Origin of the sequence: Nonomuraea sp. NPDC052116 (assembly GCF_040680035.1) — a bacterium.
Lineage (GTDB): Bacteria > Actinomycetota > Actinomycetes > Streptosporangiales > Streptosporangiaceae > Nonomuraea > Nonomuraea angiospora_A.
The window spans coordinates 157809-170663 of record NZ_JBFAWA010000002.1 but is presented as its reverse complement, the minus strand read 5'-3'; the positions used below and the strand labels follow the sequence as shown (position 1 = coordinate 170663).

At 71.0% G+C, this 12855-nt stretch carries 11 protein-coding genes; 6 read left to right on the top strand and 5 right to left on the bottom strand.

Features of this window, described 5'->3' with window-relative positions; translation table 11 throughout:
* Positions 1-7: 7 nt before the first annotated feature.
* On the top strand, positions 8-1003 hold the full coding sequence (locus AB0L65_RS03640) for an MBL fold metallo-hydrolase (protein WP_364239954.1): 996 nt from the start codon (positions 8-10) through the stop codon (positions 1001-1003).
* A 166-nt stretch (positions 1004-1169) separates the two neighbouring features.
* Here the strand turns inward: AB0L65_RS03640 and AB0L65_RS03635 are convergent, their stop codons facing one another.
* The gene (locus AB0L65_RS03635) at positions 1170-2447 is read right to left on the bottom strand and encodes a Glu/Leu/Phe/Val dehydrogenase (protein WP_350725016.1); all 1278 of its coding nucleotides are present in this window, start codon (positions 2445-2447) and stop codon (positions 1170-1172) included.
* A gap of 205 nt (positions 2448-2652) precedes the next feature.
* Here AB0L65_RS03635 and AB0L65_RS03630 point away from each other — a divergent pair, with 205 nt between their 5' ends.
* The 4 genes from AB0L65_RS03630 to AB0L65_RS03615 all read left to right on the top strand — a co-directional run bounded on the left by AB0L65_RS03630 (position 2653) and on the right by AB0L65_RS03615 (position 6862).
* Positions 2653-4200 (top strand): alkaline phosphatase D family protein, encoded by a 1548-nt coding sequence (locus AB0L65_RS03630; RefSeq protein WP_364239952.1) that lies wholly within the window; start codon positions 2653-2655, stop codon positions 4198-4200.
* A gap of 5 nt (positions 4201-4205) precedes the next feature.
* On the top strand, positions 4206-4919 hold the full coding sequence (locus AB0L65_RS03625) for a class I SAM-dependent methyltransferase (RefSeq protein WP_364239950.1): 714 nt from the start codon (positions 4206-4208) through the stop codon (positions 4917-4919).
* Positions 4920-5010: 91 nt separating this feature from the next.
* Positions 5011-5589: an RNA polymerase sigma factor gene (locus AB0L65_RS03620; protein ID WP_364239948.1), complete on the top strand. Its 579-nt coding sequence runs from the start codon at positions 5011-5013 to the stop codon at positions 5587-5589.
* A complete protein-coding gene (locus tag AB0L65_RS03615) occupies positions 5582-6862 on the top strand; it encodes a CU044_5270 family protein (RefSeq protein ID WP_364239946.1) in 1281 nt (426 codons plus the stop codon). The genes AB0L65_RS03620 and AB0L65_RS03615 overlap by 8 nt, the downstream gene beginning before the upstream one ends.
* Before the next feature lie 203 nt (positions 6863-7065).
* Here AB0L65_RS03615 and rocD read toward each other — a convergent pair whose 3' ends face one another.
* The 3 genes from rocD to AB0L65_RS03600 all read right to left on the bottom strand — a co-directional run bounded on the left by rocD (position 7066) and on the right by AB0L65_RS03600 (position 9689).
* Positions 7066-8280 carry an ornithine--oxo-acid transaminase gene (rocD, locus tag AB0L65_RS03610; RefSeq protein ID WP_364239944.1) on the bottom strand — a complete coding sequence of 405 codons (1215 nt, stop codon included), beginning with the start codon at positions 8278-8280 and terminating at the stop codon, positions 7066-7068.
* 2 nt (positions 8281-8282) lie between these two features.
* Positions 8283-9080 carry a dimethylargininase gene (gene ddaH, locus AB0L65_RS03605; protein WP_364239943.1) on the bottom strand — a complete coding sequence of 266 codons (798 nt, stop codon included), beginning with the start codon at positions 9078-9080 and terminating at the stop codon, positions 8283-8285.
* 123 nt (positions 9081-9203) lie between these two features.
* Positions 9204-9689 (bottom strand): Lrp/AsnC family transcriptional regulator, encoded by a 486-nt coding sequence (locus AB0L65_RS03600; RefSeq protein WP_355201945.1) that lies wholly within the window; start codon positions 9687-9689, stop codon positions 9204-9206.
* Positions 9690-9780: 91 nt separating this feature from the next.
* On the opposite strand from AB0L65_RS03600, the gene AB0L65_RS03595 reads away from it, so the two are divergent.
* Positions 9781-12126 carry a GH1 family beta-glucosidase gene (locus tag AB0L65_RS03595; protein ID WP_364239941.1) on the top strand — a complete coding sequence of 782 codons (2346 nt, stop codon included), beginning with the start codon at positions 9781-9783 and terminating at the stop codon, positions 12124-12126.
* 528 nt (positions 12127-12654) lie between these two features.
* Here the strand turns inward: AB0L65_RS03595 and AB0L65_RS03590 are convergent.
* Positions 12655-12798 carry a hypothetical protein gene (locus tag AB0L65_RS03590; protein ID WP_364239939.1) on the bottom strand — a complete coding sequence of 48 codons (144 nt, stop codon included), beginning with the start codon at positions 12796-12798 and terminating at the stop codon, positions 12655-12657.
* Between the last annotated feature and the right edge of the window lie 57 nt (positions 12799-12855).

Sequence of the window (12855 nt, the reverse complement as noted above, 5' to 3'; positions counted from 1 at the left end):
AGCGGAAATGTTCACTTCGCGGATTCCCGAGCGTGAGATCGCCGAGCGGCCGGCCGGTTACGGCGGGCCGAACCTGTCGCCGGTGGGCCTGGAGCTGGCGCCGCACGCGTTCACCGAGGGTGTGTACGCGTTGATGGCGAGCCTCCCGCCGAAGGACAACAACGGGGTGGTGGCCGGGCGGGACGCGGCGCTGGTCGTCGACGCCGGGATCACACCCGAAATTTCGGCAAAAATCCAGGTGATCGCCGCCGACCTGACCGACCGGCCCCTCCGCTACCTGGTCAACACCACGTACCACGGCGATCACAGCTTCGGCAACGCCGCGTTCCCCGACGAGGTCGTCGTCGTCTCGTCCCGGGCGAACCGCGACAACATGTCCGACCTCGCGTACGAGAAGCAGACCAGGTCGGCGAACATGTACGGCGACGACGCCCTGCTCGACGCGGTCACCACGTGGCGCCGGCCCGACCTCGTGTTCGACGCGTACGCGGAGATCGACCTCGGCGGGCGCGTGGTCCAGCTGCACCACTTCGGCCCCGGCAACGGCCCGGGCGACACCGTCGTGTACGTGCCCGACACCCGCACCGCGTGGACCGGCAACTTCGTCTGTCACGCGGGTACGGCCCACATGCTGCTCCAGGGTGGTCCTGAGCCGTACCTGGGGTCGTTGCGCAGGATGCGCGAGGCTCTGCCCGAGCTGGAGACGATCGTCCCGGGCCACGGGCCGATGGGCGACGGGCCGGCGGCGGTGGACGCGCTCATCGGCTATCTGGAGCGGCTGCACGATGAGGTGCTGGCCAGTGTGCGGGCGGGGCGCAGCCTGGAGGAGACGTACGCGGCCTGCGTCGATCCGTGGGCGGAGGCGCTCGATCCCGGCCTGGCGGCGGCCCTGGCCCGTTATCCGGTGCCGCGGGAACTGGCCGAGCAGGGGATGCTCGCGCTCTGCCGGGACCTCCACCGGCTCAACGTCCTGGCCACCTACCGCCTCTACGAGCACCAGTAGGCGGATGCGGAGGGTGCCGCGCCGACGTGGGCTCGCGTCCTTCGAGGGAGAGGACCGGTGATGGCTTGGGGTCCCACGGGCGGTGGCGGTGGGTTCCTTGCGCAGGGAGGGTGGGCGCGGTGGTGGCGCGCCCACCCTCGGTTCAGTCGGTGGGACTGAGGTGTGGTTACGGGTAGAGGCCGCGGAGCTGGTGGGCCTCGACGACGCGGCCCACGCCGATGACGTGTGCCGCCTGCCGGAGCGTCAGGCCGCGTTCGGCCGCCACCGACTTCACCTCGGCGAAGGCCTCCAGCATGAGCTCGCGCAGCTTGCGCTCGACCTCCTCGGCGCTCCACGAGTAGGCCTGCAGGTTCTGCACCCACTCGAGGTAGGACACGATCACCCCGCCCGCGTTGGCGAGGATGTCGGGCACCACCGTGGTGCCGTTGGCCGTCAGGATCTCGTCGGCCTCGGGCGTGGTGGGGCCGTTGGCGCCCTCCACGATCAGCCGGGCGCGGATCCGGGGCGCGTTGGCCTCGGTGATCGCGCCTTCGAGGGCCGCCGGGACGAGGATGTCCACGTCCAGCTCCAGCAGCTCGTCATGGGTCAGCGCGTCGGCCTCGCGGAAGCCGCGCACGCCCCCGGCCTCGGCCGCGTACGCGACCAGGGCGGGGATGTCGAGGCCGCCGCGTGCGTACACGGCTCCCGTGGCGTCGGAGACGGCCACCACCTTGCAACCCGCGTCGGCCAGGAACTGCGCGGCCGGCCCGCCCACCTTGCCGAAGCCCTGCACGGCGACCGTGCTGCCGGCGGGCGAGCGGCCGAGCGCGGCCAGCGCCGCGATCTGCACGCCGCGCGAGGTGGCGGACATGCGTCCGTGCGAGCCGCCCAGCGTCTTCGGCTTGCCGGTGACGACGCCGGGCACCGGGAAGCCGGTGTGGACGCTGTAGGTGTCCATGATCCAGGCCATGGTCTGCGCGTCGGTGCCGACGTCCGGAGCCGGGATGTCCTGCTCAGGGCCGATCAGCGGCATGACCTCGTTGACGTAGCGGCGGGTCATGCGCTCCCGCTCGCGCTCGGTGAGTGTGGACGGATCCACGGCCACGCCGCCCTTGGCGCCGCCGTACGGGATGCCGACCAGTGCGCACTTCCACGTCATCCACATCGCGAGCGCGGTGACCTCGTGGATGTCGGTGTCCGGATGAAAACGGAGCCCGCCCTTGGCGGGTCCTCGCGAGACGTTGTGCTGGACGCGGAAGCCCTGCACGACGTCCAGGCGGCCGTTCTCACGCCGGACCGGGACCGAGACGGTCAGCGACCGCCGGGGCGTGGCCAGCATCGTGCGGAGCCCGTCGTCGAGTCCGAGCTGCTCGGCGGCCTGGTCGAGTTGGTGGAGTGCGGAGTCGAGGGCCTGACGGCCCGGGGTGATCAGGGCCGGCGTCTTTGACGGCACCATGATGCTCATGGAAGAGAATCCTCCTGCTATGACGCCCTTTTTAAGAGAGAAGCGCCTTTGCCTCCCACTTTGGGCGTGCTTGTCTCGATCATCCTAAGGCGGAGGGTTTGACCTTGCCTAGCGGTCGATGAAATCCCGAGGTGCTGTGGCCGTGCCACTCTGGCAGGCTTGCGTCCGGTCAGTGTGCTGAATCGTGAATATCTCGGGGAGTGAGATGCCCGCACTCGTGATGGGGCCGATGTTGCGATACGTGGACTCCGTCAGCGCCTCGATCTGGGTGGAGACCGCCGAACCCTGCACGGTCACCATCGAGGCGGACGGCAGGTCTTACCGGTCGCCTACCTTCACCGTGCACGGTCACCACTACGCGATCGTGGATCTCGTTGAACTCTCCCAGGATATCGGGTCGTATTCGGTGAGGCTCGACGGGGAGCAGGTATGGCCTCTGGCGGGTCGCCCGCCGAGCCGGATCCGGCTGCTGCCCGCCGATGGGCTGCGCAAGCTGGCGTTCGGCTCGTGCCGCACCAGCGTCCCGCATGACGCCACGTACGTCCTCACCCACGGCGACGACGTCCTGCGCGCCTATGGCGAGCACCTCCCCACCGCGGACGACGAGGAGTGGCCGGACCTGCTGGTGCTCCTCGGCGACCAGGTCTACGCCGACAACCCCTCGCCCGCGATGCTCGAATACATCCGCTCCCGCAGGAGCACGGAGCCGCAGGGGGAGATCGCCGACTTCGAGGAGTACGCCGAGCTCTACCGCCTGGCCTGGACCGACGAGGAGATCCGCTGGCTGCTGTCCACCGTCCCGTCCGCGATGATCTTCGACGACCACGACCTGCGTGACGACTGGAACACCTCGCAGCCCTGGCGCGAGCAGATGGCCGCCGTGCCGTGGTGGCCGCGCCGCGTCGTCGCGGGGCTGGGGGCGTACTGGATCTATCAGCACCTCGGCAACCTCTCGCCGGCCGAGCGCGCGGAGGACCCGCTGCTGCGCAAGCTGATGGACGGCGACGGCGGCGCGGCCCTGGACTCGTTCGCGGAGAAGGCCGACGCCGAGCCGAGCAGCAACCGCTGGAGCTACGCCCGCGACCTCGGCAACGCCCGCCTGATCATGGTGGACACCAGATGCGCCAGGCAGCTCACGCCCGGCGACCGCCGCATGCTCGACCCGGGGGAGTGGGCCTGGCTGGAGGAGCAGGTCGCCGCCCCGGCCGAGCGGCTGATCATCGGCTCGTCGATCCCGTTCCTCCTTCCCGAGGGCGTCCACGGCGTGCAGAACTGGAACGAGGCCCTGTGCGACGGCAAGTGGGGCGGGCTGGCCCGGCGGTGGTCGGAGAAGTTCCGGCAGCGCATCGACCTGGAGCACTGGGCGGCGTTCCGGCGCTCGTTCGAGGACCTGTCCCGGCTGCTGGTGAAGGCCGGCAGGCCCGTGCTGATCCTCTCGGGCGACGTCCACTACTCCTACCTGGCCAAGGCCGGTGCCGGGCAGATCTACCAGATCGTCTGCTCGCCGATCCGCAACCCGCTCGGCCGCCTGCTCCGCTGGGCCAACGTGTTCACCCAGTTCTCCATCGCCACGCTGGTCGGCGGCCTGCTGGCGCGGCTGGCGGGCATCCCGAAGCCGCCGTTCAGATGGCGGGTGACGAAGGGGCCCTGGTTCCAGAACGCGGTGGCCACGCTGACCCTGCCCGACGAGGTCACCTGGTACGAGTCCGTCGGCGATGCGGTCAGGCCGATCGACTCCGTCCGCCTACGCTGAAGCGCATGCACAAGGATGATTACGCCGCCGCCGTGCCGTTCTACGACCTCTGGCACGAGGACGGGCATGTCCCGATGGTGCGGGAGCTGCTTCCCCTGCTGCTGAAGGGGGTGCGGCGGAGCGTGCTCGAGATCGGCGCGGGCACCGGCCTGATCACCGAGCTGATCGCCAGGGAGACGCCGGCCGAGATCTACGCGCTGGAGCCGTCGCTGGGCATGCGCTCGGTCCTGGTCTCCCGCCTGGCGTCCGACCCCGCGACGCTGCGGCGGGTGACCGTGCTGCCTTATGCGGCGCTCGACGTGGAGGTGGACGAACCGGTCGAGGCGGTCGTGATGATCTCCGTCCTGCAGAGCTTCGACGCGGAGGAGCGGGCCACGCTGTGGCAGGTGCTGGCCAGGCAGCTGGAGCCGGGCGGGCGGCTGGTGTTCAACTGGCGGGAGCGGTCCGCGCCGGTGCCGGGCGATCTGGAGGTCATGGGGTCGTACCAGGTCGGCAGGCACGCGTACGAGGTGGCCGGGCAGGTGCTGGAGGCCGAGGGGGAGAGCGTCACCACGCGCTTCGTCTACCGGATCAGGCAGCACGGCGTGGCCATCAGCGAGGACGAGGTGGTCCTCACGAACCACTGGCCCGCCCGGGAACGGCTGGTCGCGGAGCTGGAGAGCGCGGGCTTCACCCCGGAGCCGGCTCCGGAAGGGATGGAGGTGTGGCGCCTCCCCTAGCCGCAAGAAAAGTGGAACCGCCCTCCGGCGTGCGGCCAACAACAGGGTGACCGCATGAGAGAGGACCGGCAGAGTGGTGGGTGTTCAGGATGTGCCTGAGACGCTGGATGACTCGACGCTGATCGGGCATTCGCTGGCCGACCCGGAGAGCTTCGCGGCGCTGTTCGACCGGCACGCCGACGAGATCCACAGGTACGCGGCCCGGCGCCTCGGGACCGAGCTGGCCGACGACGTGACGGGGGAGGTGTTCCTCGTCGCGTTCCGCCGGCGGGCGCGTTACGACCGCTCGTGGCCCGATGCCAGGCCATGGTTGTACGGCATCGCGACCAATGTCGTCGCCCAGCACCGCAGGGCCGAACGGCGGCGCACCGCCGCCATGGCCAAGGTGAACGTGGAGCGCCCCGGCACCTTCGACGACCGCAGCGCGGATCGGGTGACCGCCGAGCAGCTCCAGCCCAAACTGGCCAGGGCGCTCACCCGGCTCAGCGCGGGCGAGCGCGACCTGCTGCTGCTCGTGGCGTGGGCGGACCTGACATACGAGGACGCGGCGCTCGCGCTCGGCGTGCCCGTCGGCACCGTCAGGTCCAGGCTCCACAGGCTCCGCGTCAAGGTACGCAGGGCTCTCGGCGGCACCGATCCCTTCGCAGCAGAGGAGCCCCAGCATGGATGAGGACGAGATCCGCATGTTCGCCGACGGCCGGCCCGCCGTGCCGCCGTACGGCACCGAGGCGAGGGCCACGGCGCGGGAACGGCTGCTGGCGGAGGCGCGTGGCGGGGGCCGCTTTCGCCTGCCCGGATTCGGCTGGCAGGCCGCGGCCGCGTTCGGGGTCACGGTCGCGCTGGTCGGCGGGGTGGCCGTGGCCCTGACGAACCAGGGCCACGGGAGCACCGGCCCCGCCACGGGGGTGACCCAGTCGGCCGCCGTGTCGTCGTCCGGCGAACTGGCTCCCCGCACCGGCCAGTTCATCCTGATCGAGTCCGACACCATGTACAGGTCGATGTCGGCCGGACAGAGCGGCGAGACCACCCGCCACCTCTACCGGACCCACAGGAAGATCTGGCAGTCGGTGGACGGGAGCGCGAACGGCCTGCTGCTGATCGAGGGCCGCGAGCCCCGGCCGTGGCCGGGCGAGCAGCTGCCGGCGGACGCCAAGGACTGGCAGGGCTCCGACTGGCACGTGCTGCCGGCCTGCCCCTCCCAGCTGGGCGAGAACCGCACCGACTACACCTACCTGAGCACGCTGCCGGCGGACGTCGCCGGGATGCGGGCGCGCCTCTACAAGATGCCCGCCGCGGCGGTCGAGGCCAAGGGCGACGAGAACGACCGGGCCGCCTTCGACCACCTGACGGACCTGGTCAGGGAGACGTACCTGCCGAAGGCGCAGCGCGACGCGCTCTTCGAGGCGGCCAAGTCGATCCCCGGCGTGCAGGTGGCCGAGGGGGTGGAGGACTCGTCGGGACGCAAGGGGGTGGCGCTCGGGCGGGTCGATCCCCAGGGGATCCTCAGGCAGGCCATCTTCGACCCGGCCACGCACGTGTTCATGGGGGAGCGGGAGACGGTCGTGGACGACCGGCTCGCCCGGGCTCCCAAGGGGAGCGTGCTGGCGCTGACCGCCCAGCTCAAGACGTCGGTGGTGGACGTGCTGCCGCAGGCGACGCCGTCGGACAAGGGGCAGGCGGCGGCCTGCGCCCCGTCCAGCGCCGAGCCCGCCCCGGGCGAGACGAGCTCGGCCGTGCCGTCGGCGTTGCCGAGCGACGAGGCCGTCACGGAGCCGGTGCCGACCATGACGGCCTCGCTGGAGGCGACGGACGGCCCCGCGCTGCCGGAGCCGGCGATCAGCGCGGAGCCGTCGGACGGGCCCGTCGCGCCGCCGACGGTCACCGAGGGGCCGTCGGACGAGCCGGCGCCGGCGACCGCGAAGGCGTCCCCGGCCGGCAAATGACCACCCAGACGGGTGACCGGGCGCCGTAACGGCGCCCGGCCCCGTGAACCGGAGAAGCGTCTCCCTGGACAGGGCCCGGCCACGCGCGGTGGCTGGGCCCTCCCGTGCTCCGCCGTAAAACCCTGCGAAGCCCGGCTGCGAACGGCGGGTCAGGCCTTCGACAGGCCCGGCCCCGAACGGCGGGTCGGCTTTCTGAAACCGGGTCAGGCGGTGTTGAGCTCGTAGAGCGCGTCGGCGAGCTGGTTGACGGCCCAGATCAGGTCCTCCTCGGAGACCACGATGGGCGGGGCGAGGCGGATCGTGGAGCCGTGGGTGTCCTTGGCGAGGACGCTCCGCGCCATCAGCGCCTTCGACACCTCGCGCCCCGTCGCGAGCTCCGGGTCGATGTCCACGCCGGCCCACAGGCCGCGCCCGCGCACCTCCAGGACCCCCTTGCCGATCAGCTCGCGCAGCCGGGCGTGCAGCACCTCGCCGAGCTTGGCGGCCCTGGCCTGGAACTCGCCGGTGTTCAGCAGCTCGATGACCGCGATGCCCACCGCGCAGGCCAGCGGGTTGCCGCCGAACGTGGACCCGTGCTGGCCGGGCTGGATGACCCCGAGCACGTCGCGGTTCGCGGCGATGGCCGAGACCGGTACGACGCCGCCGCCGAGCGCCTTGCCCAGGACGTAGACGTCGGGCACGACCCCTTCGTAGTCGCACGCGAACGTCTGCCCGGTGCGCCCCAGCCCTGACTGCACCTCGTCGGCGATCATCAGGATCCCCTGCGCGGTGCAGAGCTCCCGGATCTCGCTCAGGTACCCGTCCGGCGGCACGAGCACCCCGGCCTCGCCCTGGATCGGCTCGACCAGCACCGCGACCGTGTTCGGGTCGACGGCCTGCCTGATCGCCTCGGTGGAGCCGTACGGCACGAGCCGGAAGCCCGGCGTGTAGGGCCCGAAGTTGTCGTGTGCCTCCGGATCGGTGGAGAAGCTCACGATCGTGGTGGTGCGGCCGTGGAAGTTGCCTTCCATCACGATGATGTTCGCCTGGTCGGGCTCGACGCCCTTGACCTCGTAGCCCCATTTGCGGGCCACCTTGATGGCGGTCTCGACGGCCTCGGCGCCGGTGTTCATGGGCAGGATCAGGTCCTTGCCCGTGAGGTCGCCGAGCCCGGCGCAGAACTGCGCGAACTGGTCGTGATAGAACGCGCGGCTGGTCAGGGTCAGGTTGTCGAGCTGGTCGCGGGCGGCCTCGATGATCTTCGGGTGGCCGTGGCCGAAGTTGAGCGAGGAATAGCCGGACAGGCAGTCCAGATATCGTTTGCCCTCCACGTCGGTGACCCAGGCGCCGTGCGCCTCGTGGATCACGACGGGAAGCGGATGGTAGTTGTGCGCGCTACGGCGCTCGCTCATCTCGATGAGCTCTGCGCTGGTGGTCATGGTCAGTTCTCCCCCCTGATCTCCAGTGTGCAGCACTTGGGTCCGCCACCTGCTTTACGCAGCTCCGACAGGTCGACGGGGATGACCTCGTAGCCGCGTCGCTTGAGCTCCAGCTGCAGGTTCGAGGCCTCGGCGTTGATGACGACGTTCCTGCCGTCGCTGACGGCGTTCAAACCGAGCACCTCGGCGTCATCGGCGGTCGCGATCACGGCGTCCGGGAACAGCTTGCGCAGCACCTTCCTGCTGCCCTCGGAGAACGCCTCCGGGTAGTACGCGACATTGCGCCCGTCGAGCGGGAACAGCGCCGTGTCCAGGTGGTAGAAGCGCGGGTCCACCAGCGTCAGGGAGATCACCGGGCGGCCCAGGAACTCCTGTGCCTCCTGGTGCGCCACCACGTCCGTGCGGAAGCCGGTGCCGGCCAGGATGACGTCGTCGAGCGTGAGGAAGTCGCCCTCGCCCTCGTTGACGTGCAGCGGCTCGCGCGCCGGGTAGCCGCGCTCGGTGAACCACCGCAGGTAGGCGGGGCCCTCGGGGCCGCGCTCGGCGTGGGCGAACCGGGCGCCGTAGACGAGGCCGTCCACGACCAGCGCGCCGTTGGCGGCGAAGACCATGTCGGGCAGCCCGTCGATCGGGTCGATCAGGCTGACCCGGTGTCCGAGCTCCTCGTACGCCGCCTTCAGGCCCTCCCACTGCCGGACCGCCAGGTCGCGGTCCGCACCGGCCTCGGGGTCCATCCACGGGTTGATCGCGTACTCGACCGTGAAGTAGTCCGGACGGCACATCAGGAAGTGTTTGGGCATGCAGGTCTCCGTCGAGGTTTATGGGTGGATGTCCTTTTCGAAGGGACGGAGACAGCCTAAGAATGCATGTTTATGCAGGCCAAGTGTTTGGCATTGCGTGTTCGCGCGGGTCTGTTGCGTCTTTCAGAGCTGGGCGGGCGATCCGTTGCGCGGCTCCGGAACGGAGGTGCCGGGAGGTGCGTCCACGAGCCGCGAGAGCACGATGGAGCTCTTGGTCCGCACCACGAACGACTGCGCCGCGATGCGCTCGATCACCCGCTCCACGTGGCGCACGTCCGTGGCCCTGATGTGCAGCAGCGCGTCCGCCTCGCCCGTGATCGTGGCCGCCCCCACCACCTCGGGGAACTTCGCCACGGCCAGCGCGATGTCCGACGGCTTGGTCTTGCCCTGGCAGAACAGCTCCACGTACGCCTCGGTCGTCCAGCCGAGCGCCTGCGGCGCCACCCTCGCGCTGAACCCGGTGATCGCCCCCGTCTCGCGCAGCCGGTCCACCCGGCGCTTGACCGCCGACGCGCTCAGCCCCACCTGGTGTCCGATGTCCGCGAAGGTCGCGCGGGCGTCCTCGACGAGCGCCGCGATGATGTCACGATCGAGCCGATCCAGTTCCACGCGCTCTGTATACCGCCTGGCCAGGCTGGCGCGCGACGAGCGGCACGCGGGAGACTAAGCGGGCAAACAGTCATCGGAGGGTTCCGCCAAAATGAGCACCGCAAGCTTCCCCGAGGGTTTCGTGTGGGGAGTCTCTACCTCGGCCTTTCAAATCGAGGGCGCCACGTCCGCCGGCGGCCGGGGACCGTCCATCTGGGACGTCTTTTCCGCCGACCGCGCCGAGGCCTGCGACCATTACCACCGTTATCCCGAAGACGTGCGGTTGATGAAAGACCTGGGAATGGCCGCCTACCGGTTCTCGGTGAGCTGGCCGCGGGTTTTCCCCGACGCCTCGGGCAAGGTGAACGAGGCCGGCCTCGACTTTTACGACCGGCTGCTCGACGCGCTTCTCGCGGTCGGCATCACGCCTTATGCGACCCTTTATCACTGGGATCTGCCGCAGGCGGTGGAGGAGCTCGGCGGCTGGCCGTCCCGCGACACCGCCCGCCGTTTCGCGGATTACGCCGCCGCCGTGCACGGCCGGCTCGGTGACCGGGTCGACACCTGGTTCACGCTGAACGAGCCCTGGGTGGCGGCCTTCCTGGGATACGGCGACGGAAGTCACGCGCCGGGCCGGAAATCGGCCGCCGAGGCGTTCAGGAGCGCCCACCACATGATGCTCGCGCACGGGCTGGCCACGCAGGCCCTGCGCTCCGGCGGGGCGGCCCGGGTCGGGACGGTGCTCAACATCTCGCCCGTCCTGACGCCCGCCCAGGTCAGCGACTTCGGCAGGCGGCTGTCGGAGGAGGACGCCGAGGCCGTGGCCAGGATCGACGCCCTGGCCAACCGGCAGTTCCTGGAGCCGATGCTGCGCGGCTCGTACCCCGCCGAGATCCTGCCCATCATCGAGCGCAACGGCGGCCTCGACCACATTCGCGACGGCGACCTCGACATCATCGCCCAGCCCCTCGACCTGCTCGGCATCAATTACTACTCGCCTTCCGTGGTGCAGGCCCAGCCCAGCGAGCCCGCCGCCTCCGCCTATCCGGGAAGCGAGGGCGTGCTGTTCTGCACGATTCCGACGGCGGTCACCGCGATGGGCTGGCCGATCGTGCCCAATTGCCTTTCGCTGGTGCTGCGGCGCCTTTCCGCGGAATATCCGGAGCTCGACCTGATGGTCACCGAGAACGGCGCCGACTTCGTCGACGTGGTGACCGGCGACGGCATTCACGACGTCGAACGCATCAGTTTCGTCGAGGAGCATCTGCGGGCCCTGCTGTCGGCCGTCGAGGACGGCGCCCGCGTTCGCGGATATCTCGTCTGGACCCTGCTCGACAACTTCGAATGGACCGAGGGCTACCAGCGGAAGTTCGGCCTCGTGCACGTCGATTTCGCCACCCAGAAACGGCGGCCGAAAGACAGCGCGCTGTGGTACCGCGACGTCATCCGGCGCAACGGCCTCACCGAGACCAGGCCCAAGCGGCCCACTCTGGAGACCGTGGCCGCCCGCTCCGGCGTCTCCCGCGCCACCGTCTCGCGCGTGGTCAACGGCGAGGCGTCGGTGAGCCCCGAGGTCCGCACGGCGGTGATGCGGGCCGTCAAGGAGCTCGGCTACGTGCCCAACGCCGCCGCCCGCAGCCTGGTCACCCGGCGGACCAACGCCATCGCCCTCGTCCTGTCCGTCCCCAGGCAGGGGGACGCGCTGACGGCCGCCGTCGTGCAGTACGTCACCAGCATGCTGGAGGGCGCCGGCAAGCAGATCACGCTCATGCTGGCCGACACGGCCGAGAGCCACCGGCGCATCGTCCAGCAGGCGGAGGCCCGGTTGGTGGACGGCGTCGTGCTGCTGCCGCCCGACCGGGGCGACACGCTGGCCGAGCGGCTCTCGCGTACGGACGTGCCGATCGTGCTCCTCGGCAAGCCGGCCGTCGCCTCGCTGGTGCCGTACGTGGACGTGGACAACGCCGGCGGCGCGGCCGCCGCCACCGAGCACCTCCTCGCGAGCGGGCGCCGCCGCATCGGCATGATCTGCGGCCCGATGGACCTGGTCGCCGTCCAGGACCGCCTGGCCGGGCACCGGGCGGCGCTGCAGCGGGCGGGCGCGCAGCCGTTACTGGCCCTCGCCGACCTCACCCGCGCCTCGGGCGCGGCGGCGGCCCGGCAGCTCCTCGGCGACGAGCCGGCGCTGGACGCCGTGTTCGCCGCCACCGACCAGCTCGCCGTCGGGGCGCTGCAGGCCGCGCGGGAGCTGGGCCGCCGGGTGCCCGAGGACCTGGCGATCGTGGGCTTCGACGACATCGACGCCGCCTCGGCCACCACGCCGGGGCTGACCACCGTGCGGGTTCCGCTGGCGGAGCAGGCGCTGGCCGTCGCGCGGCTGCTGCTGTCGCGGCTGGAGGGCCGCCACACCACCTCCGTCGTGCTGCCGACCCGGCTCGTGGTCAGGGAGTCGAGCTGAGCCCTCGTACCGGTACGGGAGCCAGGAGCGGGTGCGGCGGTGGAGGACGATGCGTTCGGCCCAGCCGGCCGCCTCCGGGTCCTTGAGGCCCTCCACCACGCCACCCAGGTACGCCGTGGCCAGGCTGTCGAAGCCGCTGTCGAGCCGGCGCAGCCGGCCGGCCCTGCGCCGGTCCACCGCCTGGAGGTATTGGGCGGTGCTCTCGGCGTACCCGGCGTCCCGCTGGTAGGCGGCCTGGGCGGCGGCGCAGGCGCGGGCCTCGGCGTCACGCTTGGCCCGCAGCTCCCGTAACCGCTGGTCGTTGGGGTTGTGCATGCGCCGCCCCAGGTCGGCGGCGATCAGGGCGGTGGCGATCAGGAGGGCCAGGAGCAGGATCATGGTGGGCAGCCGGCTGACCCCCTCCGAGGTCGGCCCGATGTCCTGGCCGTCCACGACCAGTGGCTTGACCAGGGCGTCCCGGCGCAGGACGGCCACGGCGACGATGAGGCCGAGCCAGACGAGCGCCACCCCGGCCAGCAGCCACCGCGGTCAGCAGCCACCGCCCCTTCGCCGGGCTGCCGTGCTCCTGCCACGACCGTGGTAGAGGTCGCCGTCGTACGCCACGGCAGGCGTGATGCGGGTGACCTGGCCAGGCTCGACGTCGTCGTCCTGTTTCCGGCGAATGAAGCGCATCAGGCCTCCTACCGCGGGCCCTGCTTTCGATTGTGCGTCACTGGGACCCGGGAGCGG